Origin of the sequence: Exiguobacterium sp. 9-2 (genome assembly GCF_036287235.1) — a bacterium.
Lineage (GTDB): Bacteria > Bacillota > Bacilli > Exiguobacteriales > Exiguobacteriaceae > Exiguobacterium_A.
The window spans coordinates 581,759-602,335 of the sequence record NZ_CP142850.1 but is presented as its reverse complement, the minus strand read 5'-3'; the positions used below and the strand labels follow the sequence as shown (position 1 = coordinate 602,335).

Genomic DNA, 20,577 nt, shown 5'->3' with positions numbered 1-20,577 from the left:
CTTATTTCTTCATTTTGTCCCATGTTTTCGTGAAATCTTGTAGCATCTCGTCAGCTGTTTTTTGCTTACCGACGTATGCCTGCATGATCGCACCAAACTCGTTTACTGCACCATCCGGATACTTGAACCAGTTCCATGAGATCGTTTTACCAGCTTTCGAGTACGCTTGGATATCATCCGCAAGCGGTCCTAAATCTTTTGCTTCGATTGATTTGAAGGCCGGAATAAACTTGAATTTGTTGACCATGTAGTCTTTTCCTGTATCAGATGTCGCCATCCACTCGAGGAATTTTTTCGCTTCTGCTTTATTCTTCGAGTTTTTATTGACGACCCAGTTATTTGGTACGCCAACAGGGAGACGATCCATTTTTTCTTTATCGTCATTGATTGGCATCGGGATGAAGCCCATATTGATATCCGGATTCACATCTGTAATCAATTGCTGTGCCCAGTTCCCTTGTTGAATCATCGCTGTCTTACCTTCAGCGAACTGAGAAACTTGTGTGTTGTAATCCGTCGTTAACGGATTTTTATTCCCATACTTAATCGTCAAATCAAACAGATTCATGAATTCCTTGAACTGTTTGTTATCTTCGAATTTAGCTTTTCCAGCATTCAAGTCCGCGATGAACTGATCTGGATCATCCTGCTGTGCGACCGGAATGTTCATTAGGTGGTTTCCAAGAATCCACCACTCTCCATATCCGATCGAAAACGGCGTCACACCATCTGCTTTCAACTTTTTAGATGCATCCGTTAATTCCGTTAATGTTTTTGGAAGCTCTGTGATGCCTGCTTTTTTGAAGATATCTTTGTTGTAGATGAAGCCGTATCCTTCAAGGTTCATCGGCATGCCGTATAACTTTCCATCAATTGTCATCGGCTCTTTTGATAGGTCCGTTAGATCACCGACCCATTTTTCGTCTGACAAATCTTCTAATTTATCCTGCCATGTTTTTGCTTCCGTAAAGCCACCGTTGTTAAAGACATCCGGTTCATTCCCAGAGGCAAACTGCGACTTCAAGGCAGCACCATAATCCGATCCACCACCAACTGTTTGTACGACGACTTTCGTCCCCGTCTCCTTCTCATACGCTTTTGCCATCTTTTCCATGTCTTTTGCGATTTCAGCCTTGAATTGGAATACGTTGAGCGTCTTACCATCTTTTGAACCACTATCTTTCGAGTCATCGCTATTCAATGTACCGCCACCACATGCTGCCAAAGCGACGACCATCGCCGTTGTGACGACAGGTAATGCTGCCCATCTTCTTTTACGCATTCGGATTCCCTCCCTGATTTCGTTTCATTTACGTGCTACACCTTCACAATAAATGAAAACGCTTGCAATGAAGAGAGAGAAAGTTGTCCGGTGTGGTGGAAAATATTGAACAATCGTTATCCGAGTCTTTTCATCGGGATTGTTGTATCATGAAACTAGAAGATTCTTTATTGAATAGGAGCTTGATGCCATGTCCTTACAATTCACGATTTTATTGATTGGTATACTATTGTTCGCCGCTGTGTGGACGACGAAGTTATCAAGTCGTCTGAATATTCCTGCTCTATTGATTTTTATCGCTCTTGGTATGATTGCCGGAAGTGATATTACGGGTTTCATTCGCTTTGACGATGCGGAACTTGCCCAGCTTCTTGGAACTGTCGCTCTGATCATCATTCTGTTTGAAGGTGGTCTGCAAACAGCGTGGAAAGAAGTGCGACACGAGCTCGCACCTTCGCTTTCTCTTGCAACGTCCGGAGTCTTCATTGCTACTTCCATCGTTGCAGTTGCCTCCCATTACATTCTTGGCTTCAGTTGGGCGAATGCCTTTTTACTTGGCGCAATCGTAGGATCGACGGATGCTGCTGCCATCTTTTCTGTCTTAAGTGGACAACCGATCCGACGTAAGGTAGGGTCAACACTCGAAGTTGAATCTGGAACGAATGACCCCATGGCTGTCTTTTTGACCGTCTTATTCCTTGAATTCGTGACGAATCCTGAAGAAGCATCACTCTTGATGGGACTCGGTTCACTCGTTTGGGAAATGTCGATGGGGCTTTTAATCGGTCTATTCATTGGATGGACAGCTTCAACCTTGATCAATCGGATTGACTTATCTTCCTCGAGCTTTTATCCGATTTTACTCATGTCGTTTGCTTTCTTGTCTTTCGGGTTAGCTGATACATTTCATGCTAGTGGATTTCTCGCCGTTTATGTGACAGCAATCTATATCAGTAATCATGAACTCGTCTACCGTCAGACGCTCGTCCGCTTTACGATGAGTATGGCGCACCTAGCTCAAATCGGAATGTTCATTGTTCTCGGGTTGCTCGTCTTCCCGAAACAATTGCTCGATATCCGGGTTATCCTGTCTTCCGTTGCCCTTGCGTTGATTTTGATTTTCATTGCTCGACCGCTGTCCGTTTGGATTAGCTTATTGCCGTTTCGTTATTCGTGGCAAGAGAAGGTCTTTATTTCTTTTGCTGGTCTAAAAGGAGCGGTACCGATCATTCTTGCGACATACCCACTTGTTGCCGACATCGAGAATGCATCGATGATTTTCAATATCGTGTTCTTTACAGTTCTACTATCGACACTGATTCAAGGGAGTATGTTGACATTCCTTTCCGAACGGTTACGTCTCAACGAGACACAGACTTCTGCTATCCATACGGTCATTGAGTTCATGTCGATCGGTAAACCGAACGCAGAAATCATTGAATTGACGTTACCGATGTCCCATCCGTTCATCGGAACGACGATATCAGAAATCGATCTACCGCAAGAGTTTTTGATTACCGCCATCATTCGCGATGATCATATCATTACTCCCCGTGGCGACACTGCTCTTGAAGGCAATGATCAACTGTTACTGCTGACGCCTAAACATCGTATTAAGTCGCTGAAGCGATTCTTGTTTCCTCCTGCTTGAATCCCGGGCTTACTCAAAAAAAGAAGGACTCGTCTTTTCACGCCCTTTCCTGTAGGTGTCGCGTGTGACGAGTCCTTTTTTATGAGATAAGGGTGGCAGATCATCATTCTGCCACCCTTATCTTTGTAGAGACTGACTTTTTGTCGACCCCTTCATTTATTCTGTTGCTTCGTTTTTACGTCTTGCGTCTGTCCGTGTTGTTTCGCTTTAGAGCGACGATACAGGATGTACCCGCCGAGGATTACGACGATTCCGCCTAAAATCCACCATAACTCCTGCTCTAGCCCTTTAAGCATTGACTCCGCTCGCTTTACTCCGAATCGCTCCCCGACCCAGATGTAAAAGAAAGAGACCGGAAATAATCCAATACTTGAAGCGAGTAGATAGCGCTTGAATGATAGACCAAACAGACCACAGGGAATCGAAACGACTGAACGAACGACAGGGAAGAATCGTCCAAATAACGCGGACCATGTTCCATACTTTCCGACGATTCGCTCACCCTGCTCAATTTCTTTTTCTTTGATCAGTAACCATTTTCCGTATCGTACAAGGATTGGACGACCTGCGTAACGCCCTAAGAGATAAAAGACTGTCGCCCCCATCAAACTCCCTAGAAAGCCGACGAGAACAGCAATTGTCCAACTGACTGTTCCGTTCGATACATATAAACCGAGTAGCGGTAATCCGACTTCTGCTGGAATCAATTCTGTTCCAAGACCAATGATCATGATTCCTAAAAACAGCCAGAGATTGGATTCTCCGGCCGAAAATAACCATTCCAACATACGAGTAACCCTCCGTTCATCCTCTCGCTGGACGGAGGAGATAATAAATGATGACGACTAGAGTTGTCCAGACACCTGTGAAAATTCCGATGACCCCGACAATGAAAAAGCCGAGTGCAACGATTGAGCCTGTCCGTTTATAATCCCGCCACATTGTCCGTAAACCTTTAATGTTGAACCAAAGAAACGCAATGAACAAAATGGGGATGAGTATTCCGACGATTAATAGAGAAGACATGCTTTCACCTCTTTCTTATTTATTGTTATCCCCATTCTATCAAGAATTGACACGCTTTTCCTCCGCCTGAGGTCTTATGACCTTTAAAAAAAGAGCACACTTCCGAATGGAAGTGTGCTCTTCGTTACTTAAAATATCATTCCTTTGACGCTTTCTTACTATATATATATGTTAGAGCAAGTGAATACCTTCAGCTTGAAGACTTTTACGAGTCTCTTCCGACCAGACAGAAGCTTGGACTTCGCCGATATGACGTTTCTTCAATAAGAACATCGCCATACGTGATTGACCAATCCCTCCACCCATCGTTAACGGCAGACGCTCTTCGAGCACACCTTGATGGAACGGGAAAGCCAATTTATCCTCTTCTTGAGCGATGGACGTCTGTTTTAATAGCGCTTCACGGTCAACACGAATTCCCATTGAAGACAATTCAAATGCTCCGATTTCTGGGTGATGTACTAAGATGTCACCGTTGAGTGTCCAATCGTCGTAATCTGCCGCTCGACCATCATGCTTCTCTCCCGAAGCAAGCGCGCCACCAATCTGCATCAAGAAAACAGCACCGTATGCCTTCGTGACCTCTGTTTCACGTTCTTTTGTTGAAAGCGTTGGATAGGCATCCTCTAGTTCTTGTGTTGTCATGAAATGAATCGTTTCTGGTAAGATCGCTGAAATGCCATACTCTGCTTCCACTTCTTGCTCGACTTGGCGAATCGTTGCATAAATCGCTTGTACCGTTTCTTTTAGATAGGCACTCGTCCGTTGTTCTTTCGTAATGACCCGTTCCCAATCCCACTGGTCGACGTGGATGGAATGTGTCGCATCAAGTATCTCATCACGACGAATCGCATGCATCAATGTGTATAATCCTTCTCCAGCTTCGAATCCGTATGTGTGAAGCGCTTGACGTTTCCATTTCGCAAGGGATTGGACGATTTCAAGATCTGTCGTGTGATCTAGTGCATCAAAGCGGATGATGCGCTCTACGCCGTTGAGATGGTCGTTGACGCCGAGTGTGCTCTCTACGAACAATGGTGCTTCAACACGTGTTAATCCGAGTGTCGTCGAAAAGCGTTCCTCAAAGCGTTTCTTTACGAGTGTGATTGCTTCCTGTGTGTGTTTCATCGATACGAGTGTTGTCATGGTGGTGTTCCTCCTCAATTGTGTTTTGAAAAAGAAGCCATAAAAAAGAGCCCTTCTTTCCCAAGAATATGGGACGAAAGACTCGGTTCCGCGGTACCACCCATGTTAGCAACGATGTTGCTCACTCAAAAGACGAATCGCTTCATCTTCGGCCATATGATAACGGACAGGCAACTCCGGCTACGCCTACTGACATTCGGGTTCGGGTAGCGACTCCGGGAGGTTCTTCGCATCTTGCTTCCGACTGGGCTCTCACCATCCCCAGCTCGCTATACGGTCGTACAAGGTGTTACTCTTCCCTTCAACGTCGTTGTTACAATTGAATTGAGAACATCGTACAACAGGTCGCAAGTGTTTGAAAAGCCTTTTTTTCAAAAAAAATAAAAGTTATCAGATTAATCTGATGCATGAAACATAAAAAAAGCGTTCTCCTAGAATCGAGAACGCGCTTACAAAAATTATTTGATTGATCCACTTGTAATCCCTTGAATGATCTGTTTTTGCAGGGCGAAGAAGAATAGCAACAACGGAATGATCCCAAGCACGAGTCCGGCAAGAGCCAAGTCCCATTGTTTTGTATACTGTCCGAAGAAGTAAAACGTCGCGAGAGGAATCGTCCGTAAATCGACATCTCGTAACATGAGCGAGGGTAATAAGAAATCGTTCCAAATCCACAGCGTGTTCAAGATGATGATCGTCACTGTAATCGGCTTGAGCAATGGGAAGACGATGCGCCAGAACACACCCCATTGTGAACAACCATCAATGATTGCTGCCTCCTCGATTTCTTCAGGAATCGACTTCATGAAACCATGATACAGGAAGATCGATAGTCCAGAACCAAAACCAAGGTACATCAAAATCAGTCCCCAATAACTATTCTGTAATCCAAGATCCCCAGACAGTTTCGATAAAGGAATCATGATTGATTGGAATGGAATGATCATCGCAGCAACGAACAAGAAGAAGATGATCGTCGACAAACGTGTTTTCGTACGGACAAGCTTCCAGGCTGCCATCGAACAAAAGATGATGATGACCGCATTAGCACCGACTGTAATGATGACGGAGTTTAAAAAGACTTTTCCGAAGTTCATGGCTTCCCATGCTTCTGAATAGTTGGAAGTCATCCATTCCTTTGGTAGACCCGATGTGTTCGTAAAGATATCTCCCTGCGTCTTGAATGAATTCGAGACGACGTAATAAAACGGAATCATATACAGAAGCCCCATCAATAAGGCTGCTAGTTCGACCGTTCCAAGACGGAGTGAATAACGACCTCTCGCCTTTTTAGAGCGCTTTGGTTTCTCCTCTTGTGGAGTAGGTAACGGTTGTGCCGTACTCATGCTTCCACCTCCCGTTTTTTCGTCAGATAGACTTGAGTGACTGTAATCGCCGCAACAACAACGAAGAAGATGATTGCTTTCGCTGAACCGAGTCCAAGATTATTATTCGTAAACGATTCCTTGTAAATGTTTAAAGCAAGCATTTCGGTCGATTTGAAGGGTCCACCATTCGTTAGTGACAAGTTCGTATCGAATAACTTGAAGGACCACGAAATCGTTAAGAACAGACAAATCGTGACGGACGGCATGATCAGTGGCAACGTAATGTTCCGTAACGTCGATATACGATTGGCACCATCGATTTTTGCTGCTTCAATCAGCTCTTGAGGAACGTTTTGTAGAGCCGCGATATAGATGACCATGATGTAACCGCCACCTTGCCAAATTGAAACGATGACGATACCCCAGAACCCTGTTCGGGCATCTCCTAACCATGGAAGTTCAAATATGCTCCACCCTGTCAATTCACCGATTGATGCAAAGCCTTTGACATAGATGAACTGCCAGACGAATCCGAGAATCAATCCACCGATTAAGTTCGGCATAAAGAATATTGTCCGTAAGAAATTACGTGTGCGAATATTTTGTGTCAATAAGAACGCCAAGATGAAACCGACGACATTCGTTAAGACGACGGCGACGACCGTATATTTCGTCGTCAACCAAAATGACTGCTGAAACTGCTCGTCACTCGTAAAGAGACGGACATAGTTATCAAAGCCGATCCAATTTAATTCTCCTGTTACACCATTCCAGTCCGTGAACGAATACATGACGCCATTGAAAAACGGTACAAGCACGATCACTGCGAATACAAGAAAGACCGGTCCGACGAAGAGCCAAAAATCAAGACCGCGTTTCCACTTCTTTTGTCCAGATGTCATTGTTTCATCCCTCCTCCACTCTACAGTACGTCTTTCACTTACACTTGAACACGTCACCATTTGACCCATTGGGTGGAAAATATTGAACGTTTTCTTTTGGCGCGTTCACACTAGATAGGCTACTATTAGAAAAAAGAGAGATCCAATCAAAGAGGGAGTCGATACCATGGAAAAGACCATTCGTTCTGACTTAGAAATCGCACAACAAACTGTCTTACGCCCGATTCGAGAAATCGCGGATCGGATTGGTTTGCAAGAAGAAGATTTTGATACGTACGGAAAGTATAAAGCGAAGTTGACAGACGGGCTGCTGAACCGGCTGGCAACGAAATCTGACGGCAAACTGATTCTTGTCACTGCTATCAATCCAACGGCTGCCGGTGAAGGGAAATCAACCGTCACTGTCGGACTCGGACAAGCACTACACCGAGCAAACCATAAGACGATGATTTGTTTACGGGAACCCTCACTTGGTCCGACGATGGGATTAAAAGGTGGTGCGTGTGGTGGTGGCTATAGCCAAGTCCTGCCGATGGAGGAGATCAATCTCCATTTCACAGGTGATATGCATGCGATCACATCTGCTCATAATACAATCAGTGCCTTGCTCGACAATCACCTGCATCAAGGCAACATTCTTGGCATTGATCCACGCCGTATCGTCTGGAAACGTGTGCTTGATTTAAACGACCGTGCCTTGCGCCAAGTTACGATTGGTCTCGGCGGTCCTGCACATGGCGTTCCGCGTCAAGATGGCTTCGATATCACGGTCGCTTCCGAAATCATGGCTGTCCTCTGTCTATCAGACTCTATCACGGATCTCGAACGACGCCTGAGCCGCATTGTCGTTGCGTATACGTACGATCAACAGCCGGTTACGGTCAAGGATATTCAAGCATCAGGAGCTGCAACGTTACTTCTAAAAGATGCATTCCGCCCAAACCTCGTTCAGACCGTCGAAGGAACACCGGCATTGATTCATGGCGGACCGTTCGCGAACATCGCACACGGCTGCAACTCTTTGATTGCTACACAAACCGCGTTGAAGTTAAGTGACTACGTTGTCACAGAAGCAGGATTCGGCGCTGACTTAGGAGCTGAGAAATTCTTCAATATCAAATCTCGGATTGGCAAACTCCATCCGGATGCCGTCGTCATCGTCGCTACGGTTCGTGCCTTGAAGATGCATGGTGGTGTAGACAGAACACAACTCAGCGAAGAAAACCTCGCTGCCTTAACGGATGGTCTTGCTTTACTTGAAAAACACGTTGAGACGATGAACTTGTTCGGTGTCCCTGCCGTCGTTGCCTTGAACCGTTTCTTCACCGATACGGAAGCCGAGCGGAACATGATTTTGACATGGTGCCAGGAACGAAATATTCGTGTGGCGGAAAGCGAAGTCTTCAGTAAAGGCGGTGCCGGCGGTGAAGCACTCGTCGCGGAAGTCATGCAAGCACTTGAGGAACCAAGCCAGTTCCGTCCACTGTACCCTGACGAGTTGCCGCTTCGTCAAAAGATCGAACGTATCGCAAAACGTGTCTATGGCGCAGCCGACGTTCATTTTGAAGACAAAGCCCTCCGCGAACTCGAACGGTGTACGGAGATGGGATTGAATCATTTACCGATTTGTATGGCAAAAACGCCATTTTCTTTAACCGATGACCCCGCTCGGTATGGTCGTGTCGAAGACTTCACGATTACAGTTCGTGAAATCCGACCATCGATTGGTGCAGGATTCATCGTTGCATTGACTGGGAATGTATTAACGATGCCGGGATTACCCGCGGTTCCTGCTGCCTTCCATATGGGCGTTTCGGAAGACGGACAGGTATTCGGACTTTCTTAATGAGAGGATGAGTTACATGACGATTGATCATTCACACTGGATAGCCTCTGACGGCTATACTACGACATTGCATAGCCTCGAAGCACATGATTCGAAAGGAGTCGTGATCGTCTTTCACGGGATGATGGAGCATGGCGCACGGTATGAGGAATTCGCAGAATTCCTCTATGCTCATCATTACCACACGATCATCGCAGATTTGCGCTGTTTCGGAACTCAAGCTGCACAGCGCGGGACACTCGGTCATCTTGAACCGAATCAAGGTTTTAATCAATTGATGCAGGACGCAGAAGAACTCGTCTCTGACATCAAAGAACGTTACCCGACGTTACCAGTATTCATTTTCGGTCACAGTTTTGGTTCGTTGATCGCTCGCCGGATTGGTCAAACACTCGGTCACACGGTAGCAGGAATCATCGCGAGCGGCCCTCCGACGAGCACAGGTTTACTCGGTAACATCAGCGAAAAGCTCGTCGAACGCCAAATCAATCAGCTTTCTTCTACACATCTTGCTGAACGTTTCGGACAACTGGTCTTCGGACGCTATAATCTACGTTTCTTCCCAGCACTATCGAAAAATGCCTGGCTCTCTTCGGATCTACAATCCGTCATGCGCTATGATGAAGATCCGTTATCCGGTCAAACGGTCACACTCGGGTTCTTCCATGAACTCTTGCACGCAACGAAACTCGTCAACGCACTTGCCTCCATCTATCAGCATCCGCGTCACTTACCACTGTTGCTCATTGCGGGTGGCGATGACCCGGTCGCATTTGACGGCAAAGGTATCCATCATCTGTTCGATATGTATAACCGTGTCCGTGTCGATGCCGTACAGCTGACGATTTATAAAGGGTTACGCCACGAGCTCTTCCATGAGTTCGAACGTATCCGCGTTTTCGCAGATATCGCGAGCTGGTTGAATAAACAAGTCAACCCTGCAGCTACACGCTCATCTTCTCGTTCTTCTTAAGTCATATCGATCGATACAAAAAGGCAGCAGATCCTTGGATCTGCTGCCTTTTGAACAATCTATTGTGTACTTCATTGAATCCAAGTTAGTGAAGAAATCATCGCTTCGATTTCCTCGATTTCAAGCGTCTCGCGTTCTGCGGAGTATGTCAATAGGACTAGCCGTTCCCCGTCTGAATACGCATAGATGCGTAAGAAGATATCTTCTTCTTTCCCGTCTACTGCTAGCAATGCTTCTTTTGTTGAATTACGGCGGACTTCAAGTGCTCCCGTTAGTTCGATGCCGAACTCTTCTACCAACAGATTGATTTCTTGTTCTGCCGCTTCATACGGTGTCAGTTCTTCTGAATCGGACTCATAAATGGATAATTGTAGCGTGCCCATTGCATTTTCGTCTGTTGAATAAAAACTGACGTATGTTTCTTCTTCTTGATATTCAAATACCTTTGGATATTCTAGCGTGATCCAATGATCGACTGTGTACTGTTTCATTTGAATTCCTCCATTCGTTGTATCTCTTCAAAGCGAATACCCGTCACAGCCATACGCTCGAATTGTCGAGCGAGTTGAGCAGAGACGAACATGCGATGTGTTCGCTCATCTCGCATAAGATGATGCGGACATATCGAATCGCTGATTCGTCGCTCTGTCAAAAAATAGACGCGCCGTCTCGGAATCGGACGGAATACATCCGTCGTATGTAAATGTTCGATCCGACTGACAGATAAGAGATTGAGAAGATAGTACGGAACCACTCCGTCCTTCGTCTCAAGATGTACCTTGAGACATTGTACAGAAAAGGGCGCATATGCTGCAATGACTCGCTGCACACGTTCCGAGACGAGCGGCAGATCGAATGTGTTCGGAAGGACATCCGGTAGCAAATCCGCATCTTGATTGATGGAAAAAGCAAGTACACCTACGTTATGGAACCACTCTCCTATCAATAAGCGATGACGATCGAATTGGTGATGACAAATTGCTTCCCATCCTTTTCCCATCGGCTGTTCGCTCCAAACTCTTACTTCATTCACCAGACACTCTCTCCTCTACCCAACTTTACCCATATTACAAATCAAGATTACCAGTGTAAACGATTAACTAGTATTATTGTACACTGAATCTCAAAAGAAATTGCCTTTTTTCATAAAAGTTATGGAAATGCTCTCTTTGCTATGCTACTATATTTCATGTAGCCAATACGCGGGTGTAGTTTAATGGTAAAACCTCAGCCTTCCAAGCTGATGACGAGAGTTCGATTCTCTTCACCCGCTCCAATTATGACATAACATAGGTCTAGGACCATTTCCCTCTAGAGGGCAGGCGACTCGCGGCGTGCGAGTCGTCTTTTTTATTGGTTCTGCTGATGATTCCAACGAATTTATGGGTATACAACGATATAGATAGAGATTCGTAAAGGAGGATTCGTATGATTCAGATGAAAATGCCTGGCGTGACGATTTATCAAAGTACACTTATGAAAACAACCTCAACATTGATCGAGACGCCTGATTGTCTGATTGTCGTCGATCCTGGCTGGCTTCCTGATGAGATTGCAACGATTCGTCGAGACGTTGAAATCGTGCGTCGTGAACGACCATTATATGTCGTCTATACGCATGCTCATTTTGATCATATTTTAGGTGCTTACGCCTTTACGGATGCCATCGTCATCGCTTCTAAACCGTTCATCGATGTCGATCGACAAGAAGCGCTCAAAGCCGTTCAAGACTTTAACGATGAATTTTACATCGACTCCCCCGTGCTATTTCCAGATGTGACGCATGTGATCCATGAGTCTGAAACGATTTTGACGATTGGACAGACGAAGCTGATCTTCTTTATGACGCCCGGTCATGAAGCGACTCACCTTTCCTTCATCGTTATGCCACTTCACTTGTTAGTCTGCGGTGATTATGCTTCCGATGTTGAAATCCCTTTGATTGAACACGATTCCTCTGAATATTTGACGACACTCGAACTACTCGAGTCGTTCATTTATGAATATGAAGTCAAACTCTTGATTCCCGGACACGGTCACATTTGCGATGTCCGAACAGAGATGATTGAACGACTTCATCAGAGCTATGATTATATCCTCGCGCTCCGTGCCGGAAAAGAATCTGACTGGGCACCATCCTGGCAAACGACTCCGTTCATGAAACGTCTGCACGAAAAAAATAAGCGACAAGTCAAACAAGAACACGAGGAACGATTAGCACGGCGTCACTACGATTAACTTTCATCAACCAAAAGACTCGGTCGCTAAATCGGCGACCGAGTCTTTTATGATTATCCAAGTAATGTGACGAGTAACGCTTTTTGTGCATGGAGACGATTCTCGGCTTGATCGAAGATGACAGATTGCTTGCCATCGATGACGTCTGCCGTGACTTCCTCCCCACGGTGTGCCGGCAGGCAGTGCAAGAAAATGGCTTCATCATTCGCTTGATTCATGATATCGTCATTGACCTGATATCCTTCAAATGCTTGCAGACGCATCGTCGCTTCTTCCTCTTGCCCCATGCTTGCGAAGACATCCGTATACACGACATCCGCACCACTCGCTGCTTCCTTAGGGTCCGTCATGACGATGATATTTCCACCGGTTTCTTTCGCGATGGCTTGTGCCTCATGAACGACTTGTGGATCAGGAGCATAGGCTGCTGGCGCACAAATTCGGACTTCCATTCCACTGAGCGCTCCACCAATCATTAGCGAATGCGCCATATTGTTCCCGTCCCCGATATATGTCAAAATCTTTCCAGCCCGGGTTCCGAATGTCTCTTCGATCGTCAGCAAGTCAGCAAGGACTTGGCACGGATGATGCAAATCCGTCAGTCCGTTAATGATTGGAATCGTGCCATGTGCCGCAAGTGTATCGACGATCTCATGACCGAACGTCCGGATCATGAGGGCATCGACGTAACGGCTCATGACTTGAATCGTATCAGAAAGCGGCTCCCCCCGACCGATTTGCATATCTGCTCCACTCAGTACGATTGGATGCCCGCCAAGTTCGACAACACCCACTTCAAATGATAGGCGTGTCCGCGTCGATGCCTTTTCAAACAATAAGGCAACTTTTTTATGGCTTAATACGTTTTGGTAAACGCTTGGTTGATGCTTGATATCTTTCGCGAGTGCCAATAGCTCCGTCAATGCTTCCGGCGTCAGTTCCGCCATCGTCAAGAAATGTTGCAGTTGTTGCATCGTCTTCATTTTACTTCCTCCTTGATCGGCTCTGTCCATGTATGAAGTGGCTTAATAGCATAAGAGGACTTTTCTACCGCTTGTAGATGATACTGTGCTAGTTCAGGTTCTGTCAGAACTTGTACTCCGGCAGCAAGCGCTGCTTCGCGACTGGTTTTTTCTTCTGTCACGTGTGAATAGAAAATCGCACATTGTGCCCAGTCGATCGTTTCATCTAACGCTACACCTGTTCCGAATGCCTCGGTATCTGCTCCAGCAACGATGATGTCTCTTGCGGTCAAATGTCGTTTCGTCGTCTCGTCGAAAATGAAACGCTCCAGTGCCAGTCCGTCTGTCGTCCATTGCAACGTTTCACCTGTCGAACGCATGACAGGGCCTGTTTTCGGATCGACTCCTTGTAGTTTCAGCGTTGAAAAAACAGGGGTCTTGACGGCATGGAAATTAAGTTTCGTCTGTTCTGTTGGTAGTGCGACCGCTTGACCGACAGCAGCTTGGACTGCCCACTGCAAGATTGGTTGACCCATTACTTTGGCGACGATCGGTAACGTGCGGGAGGCACGCGGATTGATTTCTAGCACGTAGACCTGATCGTCATGCAAGACGAATTGGATATTGTACGCTCCTTTATAATCCATCCGTTGCCCGATCATCTGTGCAATTCGTTCTACTTCGCTCTGAACGGTAGCGCTGAGCGATACAGGTGGTAGAATCATCGTCGAATCTCCAGAGTGAACTCCTGCCCGTTCCAATTGCTCCATCAAAATCGGAACGTACGTCGTTGTTCCATCCGTAATGCAATCGACTTCGATTTCCTTTCCTTGGAGGTAGGCATCCACAAGGACAGGGAATGCTAATTCGGAAACGATCGTCTCTAATTGCTCTTGATCGTGGATGATATGCATCCCTTTACCTCCGATGACATAGGAAGGACGAATCATGACCGGATAACCAATCGTTGTTGCGACTTCTATCATTTGTTCGTGTGTCGCCACTTCTTGTCCTGGAATACGATCGATTCCGATGTCATCTAAAAATTGATAGAACCGCTCACGGTCTTCCATTTGATCGATGACAGCTGCCGTCGTTCCAAGAAGATTATAACCGGCTGTCTCTAAACCAGACGCAAGCGCAATCCCCGTTTGTCCTCCGAACTGGACTAATACATCTTGGCAATCCTCTGCTTCTAGGACATGCATGACGTCTTCGAGTGTCAGGGGCTCAACATATAGGCGATCTGCGACTTCGAAGTCGGTCGAGACGGTCTCCGGATTATTGTTGATCATGATCGTTTCATAACCGGATGCTTGTAGTGCACGTACCGCGTGAACGGAACAATAATCAAATTCGATTCCTTGACCGATCCGAATGGGTCCCGCACCGATGACAGCGACTTTCTTTTTCGTCGATGCAGTGACTTCCGTTTGACCACTCCAGTTTCCGTAGAAGTAAGGAGTTGCACTCTTGAACTCTCCTGCACATGTATCAATCATATGATAGACAGGAAGGATGCCTTTTTCTTTACGTAAGTGCTCGATGTCTACAGCACCGACACCCGTCAGAAGGGCAATTTGTTCGTCCGTGAAGCCCATCATTTTTGTCTGTTTTAAAGAACTTTCATTCGATAAATCAATTTTTTGTTGCTGATCGACGAGGCGCTGGAGTACTTTGACGAATAAAGCTTGTACTTTCGTCTGTTCGACGAGTTCTTCGACGGTCGTTTCCTGACGATCTAGTAGTGCTAACATCGCGAGCAGACGACGGTCCGTCGGCGCTTTTATTTCTTTCCACAATACGCCAGCCTCCGCTGTTTTCATCCATGTCGGATAAAGAGGCGATTGCTCGACTCCTGCACCACGCCACGCCTTTTGTAACGCTTCTTCCAGCGTCTTCCCCATCGCCATACTCTCACCGGTCGCCTTCATTTGTGTACCAAGTGTCCGGTTACTGCCAGTAAATAGATCGAACGGGAAACAAGGCACTTTTGCCGTGATATAATCCATCGTCGGTTCGAAGCTCGCCATCGTCTCCTTTGTGACAGGATTGATACAGTCGTCGAGTCGCTCACCGAGTGCAAGACGCGTCGCTAATTTCGCAATCGGATATCCCGTCGCTTTGGAAGCAAGTGCTGAAGAGCGACTGACACGCGGATTGACTTCAATGACGAAGTAGCGTTCTTCCGTCGGGTGGATCGCAAACTGGATGTTGCATCCACCGATGACACCGAGGTGCGACACGATTTTACGCGCTTCCGTCCGCAATTGCTGATTCATTCGATCCGAAATCGATTGAATCGGTGCAAAGACGACAGAGTCTCCGGTATGGACACCGACGGGATCAATGTTTTCCATGTTACAGACGATGATCGTCGTATCTGCACTGTCACGCATGACTTCATATTCAACTTCTTTATAACCAGCAATACTCACTTCAACCAAACACTGTGAAATCGGACTTGCTTGTAAGCCGTTTTGCGCTAGCAGACGTGCTTCGTCCTTTGTCAGCGCAATTCCACCGCCCGTTCCCCCGAGCGTAAAGGCTGGTCGGATGACGAGTGGGACACCATGTACTGCCATGAATTCTTCAAGCTCTGCTAACGATTCGATCGTTTGACTTTCCGGGAGCGGTTGCGCGAGCTCGATCATCTTTTGCTTGAATCGTTCGCGATCTTCTCCGTCTCGGATCGTCTCAAGCGATGTCCCTAGGAGTTCGACACCGTATTGCTCAAGTACTCCTGCTTCTTCGAGTGACATTGCAAGATTGAGTGCCGTTTGTCCGCCGACCGTCGCTAGGAGATGGGACGGTCGATCTTGTTTGATGATAGCTATTGCTTTTTCAAGAGTCATCGCCTCAATGTAGACATGATCTGCCGTGCTCGGATCCGTCATGATAGTAGCCGGATTCGAATTCATTAAGATGACCTCGCATCCCGCTTCTCGAAGCGCCTGACAGGCTTGTGTGCCGGAATAATCAAATTCTGCTGCTTGTCCGATGACGATCGGACCCGAACCGATGACGAGTACTTTCTGTTTATCCCACATATGCTACCTCCTCATGTAATACGGTATTTACGAATTGATCGAAGACGACCATCGCCTCTGTCGGTCCTGGACTCGCTTCTGGGTGAAACTGGACTGTCATGATCGGTAGAGCCGGATGAATCAATCCTTCAACGGATCCATCATTGATGTGTTCATACGCAAGTTCCATCTCAGACGCTTCGATGCTTTTAACATCAACGGCATAACCATGATTCTGAGACGTCATGAATACTTGTCCGGATGCTAGATGACGTACAGGATGATTCGCTCCTCGGTGTCCATGATGTTGTTTTAATAAGGTACAACCGAACGCATGAGCGAGAACTTGGTGTCCCATACAAATACCAAGTGTCGGATAGCTCGTCGCCAGTTCACGGATTTCTGAAAGGAATGGATCTAGTTGCGTCGGATCACCAGGTCCATTGGAAAACAGCAGACCGTCTGGTGCCAGTGCTTGAATCCGTTCCGGTGTCGTATCGTATGGCACGACCGTCACACGCATATGCCGTTCAAGCAAAGCATCGATCATCGATTGTTTCACACCGTAATCGATACAGACGACATGACCCTCTTCGACTTCCGGAACGTATTCAACGTTTGAAGTCGTCGACACAGAAGCGATGTATGCTGCGTCTACTGACTCCGGTACTGTCATATTCTCCTGCATCATGTCTCCAAATTGGTCGCCCTCTGTCCGTAATAGATGTACAAGGGAACGCGTATCTACTCCCGACAAAACCGGAACATTCGCTTCGCCTAGCCAGCTTGCGAGTGATGTTCCTTGCCCATCCTCAGCCAAAGTTTGAACGATGACACCAGCGACTTGAATCTGGTTGCTTTCTGACGCCTCCGCTTGAATACCGTATTGACCGATCAACGGATATGTGAAGACAAGAATTTGCCCCTGATAAGATGGATCCGTTAAGACTTCCTGATATCCTGTCATCCCAGTAAAAAAGACGACTTCTCCTTTGACTGGAACTGTTCCTTGCCACGAACCGGTAAACGTCGTTCCGTTCGCAAGCGTTAGTTTTCCGGATTGTTTCATACGATGACCTCCTGTTGACAAACGAGTTGTATTTTTTCGATGGCTTGCGTGAGTTCTTGTTCCGTCACGAATAACGATGGCAACAAGCGAATGACATGAGGACCAGCCGAAACGACAAGAAGACCATTCTCACGTAAGGCGTCAATCAGCGGTGCGACAGGCATCGTACATTCAATACCAATCATCAAGCCACGACCACGAATAGAACTCACGATCGACTTGGGTAATTTTTTTTCTAATTGTTGACGTAAATATTCACCTTTTTCTTGAATGTCTGCCATGACAGTGTCACTTAACAAGAGGTCAAGTGTTGCTTCTGCAGCTGTCATCGCGAGTGGATTTCCACCAAATGTCGAACCATGCGATCCGGGCGTGAATACTTCTGCTGCCTCTTCCGTTGCGAGTAGCGCACCAACCGCGAGTCCACTTCCAAGTCCTTTCGCAAGGGTGATGATATCCGGTACGAGTGGTGTCTGCTCAAATGCAAAACGTGAACCCGTCCGACCAATTCCGGTTTGCACTTCATCGACGATGATTTTGACATCGTATTGCTGCGCCTTCTTCATCAACGCTTCTAGCCACGCATCGTCAGCGACGACGACCCCACCCTCTCCTTGAATGATTTCGAGCCATACAGCAGCAGTTTGATCCGTAATTGCTGATAGGCTTTCCATCTCGTTAAACGGTAGATGTTTGAATCCATTCACCATCTCCCCGTATCCCGCTTTGATTTTTTCCTGTCCTGTTGCGCCCATCATCGCAAATGTCCGACCATGGAAAGATTGTTTAAACGTGACAACTTCTGTTTTCCCTGTCCATTTTCGAACGAGTTTGTACGCCGCCTCGTTTGCTTCAGCACCACTGTTACAAAAGAAAGCATGACTGAGATGACTGTCTTCCGTCAGTCGCTCGGCGACCCGCTCTTGTGCCGCGATTTGAAACAGATTCGACGTATGCCAAATTCGGTTCAACTGTTCCTCTAGCCGTTGCTGAACATAAGGATGACGGTGCCCTGTGTTGCATACAGCGATTCCCATGATGAAATCAAGATACGTCTTTCCTGTCGCATCTTCTACGATCGACCCTTGTCCTTTGACCAATTCCACATCAGTACGTTGATAAGTGGGTAGTAGTGCACTCATGTAATTCCTCCTTGATTCGTGTCCCTGCAGCTAACGCATTTTTCCCAGACCGAATGACGATCTCTGGAATACCATGCTGAGTGGCCTGCATCATCGCTTCGACCTTCGGAATCATTCCCCCGTAGATTTCTCCCGACGCGATCGCAGCTTCGATGGCTGCAGACGTGATTTCTGATTGATAGTCACCGTTTACTTTTACACCCTCAACATCCGTCAACAATTCAAATCGGTCGACAGACCAAGCTTTCGCGACAGCAATCGCACACGCGTCCCCGTTACTGTTCAATACACCTTGCTCCCCTGTGACAAGGGATGTGACGACCGGCACATAACCATTCGTACTCAACACCGTGAACAATCGCGGATGAATGTGCGTGATCTGACCGACTGCCCCGAGTCCTTTGACTTTTTTACCATGGACGCTTGCGCCGTCTAACCCGCTCATCCCGACGGCAGGAATCCCCGCTTGATTCAACTGCTGAACGATCCCGGATTGGACTTCCCCTGCTAAGATCCGTCGCGCCCCGAGTAAGACACCATCCGTCGTTACACGGACACCGTTTCGAAACACGGGTTTGATTCCCTCTTGTTCACAGTAACTCGATAGAAGAGGACCACCTCCATGGACGATCAATAATTCGTTACCGGTTTCGACCCACGCTTTCCATTCCTCGAAATACCGCGTATCCAATTGCTCCCACACACTACCACCTAGTTTGATGACTTTTCGTTTCGTCATGTCCGGTAACTCGCATTGATTTTGACGTAATCGTACGTCAGGTCACAGCCGTAAGCGTGTCCTTGTCCTACTCCATCATGCAAATCAATGTGAATCTGTACATCCTGCTTTGCCAGTTCCTGCGATGCAACTGCTTCATCGAATAAGACAGGCATGCTCTGTTGTAACACCCACTGCGAACCAATTTTAATATCAACGTTTGATACATCAAGCGGCTCCTTGATACTTCCGACAGCAGCGATGATTCGTCCCCAGTTCGCATCTTCCCCAAAGATTGCTGTTTTGACGAGAGACGATCCGACGACTTGTTTAGCGACCATCCGCGCTACTTCATCGGTTTGTGTTCCCTTTACCGTCACTTCGATTAACTTCGTCGCACCTTCCCCGTCCCGCGCAATTTGTTTCGCTAAATCTTGACAAACCGTTTCGATGGCCTGTTCGAATGCGAATGCTTCGTCCGTACCTTCAACGATCGGCGCTCCCCCTGCAGCTCCACTCGCTAAAATCATGACCATGTCATTTGTCGAACTGTCTCCATCTACGGTAATGCAGTTAAACGTCCGATGAATCGTCCGGCGCAATAGTGTCTGTAAGACATCCGGTTCAATCGTTGCATCGGTCGTCAAGAACCCAAGCATCGTCGCCATGTTCGGATGAATCATCCCTGATCCTTTCGCTACACCACATACTGAAATTTGGACATCACCTTGCATGTATTGTTGACCAGCTGATTTCGTACCGGTATCGGTTGTCAGGATCGCATGGGCGAAATCACTCGCGGCATCCTTGTCATTTGTAGGAATCAGCTGTGGAATACCTGCCAGTAACGTATCAATGGCTAACGGTTGACCGATGATCCCAGTCGAAGCGATGACAACTTGTTCAGGAGCGATCCCGAAATGTGTCGCTAACGCTTGTTGTGATGTATACGCATGTGATAGACCAAGTTCTCCCGTACAGGCATTCGCGTTCCCGCTGTTGACGAGGACGGCATGAATGCGTCCTTGTGACGCCTGAATCGCTTGCTTCGTCACAGTAATCGGTGCTGCTTGCACCTGATTCGTCGTATAGACAGCTGCGGCACTTGCTCCTTCCTCACACCAAATCAAACCAAGATCCTTTCGCTTTCGCTTTAGCCCCACGTGTACCCCTGATGCTTGAAATCCCTTCGGTGTCGTGATCGTCAATGGGGTCTCTACTTGTACTTGCCACACAGGCGTTCCTCCTCTTTCGTCTCCAAGTAT

The 20,577-nt window shown here is 47.0% G+C and carries 18 protein-coding genes, 1 tRNA gene and 1 other annotated feature; of the genes, 5 read left to right on the top strand and 14 right to left on the bottom strand.

The window, feature by feature from the left end; genetic code table 11:
• Position 1: 1 nt before the first annotated feature.
• A complete protein-coding gene (locus VJ374_RS03130; protein ID WP_035412590.1) occupies positions 2-1,282 on the bottom strand; it encodes an ABC transporter substrate-binding protein in 1,281 nt (426 codons plus the stop codon).
• Between the two features lie 190 nt (positions 1,283-1,472).
• Here VJ374_RS03130 and VJ374_RS03125 point away from each other — a divergent pair, with 190 nt between their 5' ends.
• On the top strand, positions 1,473-2,933 hold the full coding sequence (locus VJ374_RS03125) for a potassium/proton antiporter (protein ID WP_329470135.1): 1,461 nt from the start codon (positions 1,473-1,475) through the stop codon (positions 2,931-2,933).
• A 152-nt stretch (positions 2,934-3,085) separates the two neighbouring features.
• On the opposite strand, the gene VJ374_RS03120 is transcribed toward VJ374_RS03125, so the two are convergent.
• The 5 genes from VJ374_RS03120 to VJ374_RS03100 form a co-directional block, all read right to left on the bottom strand.
• Positions 3,086-3,721 carry a DedA family protein gene (locus VJ374_RS03120; RefSeq protein ID WP_056063558.1) on the bottom strand — a complete coding sequence of 212 codons (636 nt, stop codon included), beginning with the start codon at positions 3,719-3,721 and terminating at the stop codon, positions 3,086-3,088.
• Between the two features lie 16 nt (positions 3,722-3,737).
• Positions 3,738-3,959: a hypothetical protein gene (locus tag VJ374_RS03115; RefSeq protein WP_035412585.1), complete on the bottom strand. Its 222-nt coding sequence runs from the start codon at positions 3,957-3,959 to the stop codon at positions 3,738-3,740.
• Between the two features lie 171 nt (positions 3,960-4,130).
• Positions 4,131-5,105, bottom strand: a complete 975-nt coding sequence (gene asnA, locus VJ374_RS03110; protein ID WP_035412582.1) for an aspartate--ammonia ligase — start codon at positions 5,103-5,105, stop codon at positions 4,131-4,133.
• A gap of 66 nt (positions 5,106-5,171) precedes the next feature.
• Positions 5,172-5,419 (bottom strand) — a binding site (T-box leader).
• Between the two features lie 144 nt (positions 5,420-5,563).
• Positions 5,564-6,451, bottom strand: coding sequence for a carbohydrate ABC transporter permease (locus VJ374_RS03105; protein WP_035412579.1), 888 nt, complete (start codon positions 6,449-6,451; stop codon positions 5,564-5,566).
• Complete coding sequence (locus tag VJ374_RS03100) at positions 6,448-7,335, bottom strand: carbohydrate ABC transporter permease (protein WP_329470132.1); 888 nt, start codon at positions 7,333-7,335, stop codon at positions 6,448-6,450. Before VJ374_RS03100 ends, VJ374_RS03105 begins: the two co-directional genes overlap by 4 nt.
• A gap of 166 nt (positions 7,336-7,501) precedes the next feature.
• Between VJ374_RS03100 and VJ374_RS03095 the strand changes: the two genes are divergently transcribed.
• Both VJ374_RS03095 and VJ374_RS03090 read left to right on the top strand, forming a co-directional pair.
• Positions 7,502-9,181 carry a formate--tetrahydrofolate ligase gene (locus tag VJ374_RS03095; protein WP_035412576.1) on the top strand — a complete coding sequence of 560 codons (1,680 nt, stop codon included), beginning with the start codon at positions 7,502-7,504 and terminating at the stop codon, positions 9,179-9,181.
• 16 nt (positions 9,182-9,197) lie between these two features.
• Complete coding sequence (locus tag VJ374_RS03090) at positions 9,198-10,154, top strand: alpha/beta hydrolase (protein WP_329470130.1); 957 nt, start codon at positions 9,198-9,200, stop codon at positions 10,152-10,154.
• A 71-nt stretch (positions 10,155-10,225) separates the two neighbouring features.
• Here VJ374_RS03090 and VJ374_RS03085 read toward each other — a convergent pair whose 3' ends face one another.
• Positions 10,226-10,645, bottom strand: a complete 420-nt coding sequence (locus VJ374_RS03085) for a hypothetical protein (RefSeq protein WP_023467229.1) — start codon at positions 10,643-10,645, stop codon at positions 10,226-10,228.
• Positions 10,642-11,187, bottom strand: a complete 546-nt coding sequence (locus VJ374_RS03080) for an imm11 family protein (RefSeq protein ID WP_231496925.1) — start codon at positions 11,185-11,187, stop codon at positions 10,642-10,644. The genes VJ374_RS03085 and VJ374_RS03080 overlap by 4 nt, the downstream gene beginning before the upstream one ends.
• 169 nt (positions 11,188-11,356) lie before the next feature.
• Here VJ374_RS03080 and VJ374_RS03075 point away from each other — a divergent pair.
• Together VJ374_RS03075 and VJ374_RS03070 are read left to right on the top strand one after the other, a co-directional pair.
• Positions 11,357-11,430, top strand: a tRNA-Gly gene (locus VJ374_RS03075).
• Between the two features lie 152 nt (positions 11,431-11,582).
• Positions 11,583-12,392 (top strand): MBL fold metallo-hydrolase, encoded by an 810-nt coding sequence (locus tag VJ374_RS03070; RefSeq protein ID WP_035412567.1) that lies wholly within the window; start codon positions 11,583-11,585, stop codon positions 12,390-12,392.
• Between the two features lie 53 nt (positions 12,393-12,445).
• Here the strand turns inward: VJ374_RS03070 and argF are convergent, their stop codons facing one another.
• From argF to argJ, 6 genes are read right to left on the bottom strand one after another with little or no spacing between them, the layout of a single operon-like run.
• The gene (gene argF / locus VJ374_RS03065; RefSeq protein WP_056063549.1) at positions 12,446-13,375 is read right to left on the bottom strand and encodes an ornithine carbamoyltransferase; all 930 of its coding nucleotides are present in this window, start codon (positions 13,373-13,375) and stop codon (positions 12,446-12,448) included.
• Complete coding sequence (carB, locus tag VJ374_RS03060; protein ID WP_329470126.1) at positions 13,372-16,404, bottom strand: carbamoyl-phosphate synthase (glutamine-hydrolyzing) large subunit; 3,033 nt, start codon at positions 16,402-16,404, stop codon at positions 13,372-13,374. The genes argF and carB overlap by 4 nt, the downstream gene beginning before the upstream one ends.
• Positions 16,394-17,452, bottom strand: a complete 1,059-nt coding sequence (locus VJ374_RS03055) for a carbamoyl phosphate synthase small subunit (RefSeq protein ID WP_329470124.1) — start codon at positions 17,450-17,452, stop codon at positions 16,394-16,396. The genes carB and VJ374_RS03055 overlap by 11 nt, the downstream gene beginning before the upstream one ends.
• Entirely contained in the window at positions 17,449-18,594 is a 1,146-nt protein-coding gene (locus tag VJ374_RS03050) for an acetylornithine transaminase (protein ID WP_056063541.1), read from the bottom strand. The genes VJ374_RS03055 and VJ374_RS03050 overlap by 4 nt, the downstream gene beginning before the upstream one ends.
• Positions 18,560-19,333, bottom strand: coding sequence for an acetylglutamate kinase (gene argB, locus VJ374_RS03045; protein ID WP_329470122.1), 774 nt, complete (start codon positions 19,331-19,333; stop codon positions 18,560-18,562). The genes VJ374_RS03050 and argB overlap by 35 nt, the downstream gene beginning before the upstream one ends.
• On the bottom strand, positions 19,330-20,547 hold the full coding sequence (gene argJ, locus VJ374_RS03040; protein WP_329470121.1) for a bifunctional glutamate N-acetyltransferase/amino-acid acetyltransferase ArgJ: 1,218 nt from the start codon (positions 20,545-20,547) through the stop codon (positions 19,330-19,332). Before argJ ends, argB begins: the two co-directional genes overlap by 4 nt.
• Between the last annotated feature and the right edge of the window lie 30 nt (positions 20,548-20,577).

Coding starts and splice junctions, on each gene's coding strand:
- VJ374_RS03130 (WP_035412590.1), bottom strand. CDS start 1,282: ATGCGTAAAAGAAGATGGGCAGCATTACCTGTCGTCACAACGGCGATG.
- VJ374_RS03125 (WP_329470135.1), top strand. CDS start 1,473: ATGTCCTTACAATTCACGATTTTATTGATTGGTATACTATTGTTCGCC.
- VJ374_RS03120 (WP_056063558.1), bottom strand. CDS start 3,721: ATGTTGGAATGGTTATTTTCGGCCGGAGAATCCAATCTCTGGCTGTTT.
- VJ374_RS03115 (WP_035412585.1), bottom strand. CDS start 3,959: ATGTCTTCTCTATTAATCGTCGGAATACTCATCCCCATTTTGTTCATT.
- asnA (WP_035412582.1), bottom strand. CDS start 5,105: ATGACAACACTCGTATCGATGAAACACACACAGGAAGCAATCACACTC.
- VJ374_RS03105 (WP_035412579.1), bottom strand. CDS start 6,451: ATGAGTACGGCACAACCGTTACCTACTCCACAAGAGGAGAAACCAAAG.
- VJ374_RS03100 (WP_329470132.1), bottom strand. CDS start 7,335: ATGACATCTGGACAAAAGAAGTGGAAACGCGGTCTTGATTTTTGGCTC.
- VJ374_RS03095 (WP_035412576.1), top strand. CDS start 7,502: ATGGAAAAGACCATTCGTTCTGACTTAGAAATCGCACAACAAACTGTC.
- VJ374_RS03090 (WP_329470130.1), top strand. CDS start 9,198: ATGACGATTGATCATTCACACTGGATAGCCTCTGACGGCTATACTACG.
- VJ374_RS03085 (WP_023467229.1), bottom strand. CDS start 10,645: ATGAAACAGTACACAGTCGATCATTGGATCACGCTAGAATATCCAAAG.
- VJ374_RS03070 (WP_035412567.1), top strand. CDS start 11,583: ATGATTCAGATGAAAATGCCTGGCGTGACGATTTATCAAAGTACACTT.
- argF (WP_056063549.1), bottom strand. CDS start 13,375: ATGAAGACGATGCAACAACTGCAACATTTCTTGACGATGGCGGAACTG.
- carB (WP_329470126.1), bottom strand. CDS start 16,404: ATGTGGGATAAACAGAAAGTACTCGTCATCGGTTCGGGTCCGATCGTC.
- VJ374_RS03055 (WP_329470124.1), bottom strand. CDS start 17,452: ATGAAACAATCCGGAAAACTAACGCTTGCGAACGGAACGACGTTTACC.
- VJ374_RS03050 (WP_056063541.1), bottom strand. CDS start 18,594: ATGAGTGCACTACTACCCACTTATCAACGTACTGATGTGGAATTGGTC.
- argB (WP_329470122.1), bottom strand. CDS start 19,333: ATGACGAAACGAAAAGTCATCAAACTAGGTGGTAGTGTGTGGGAGCAA.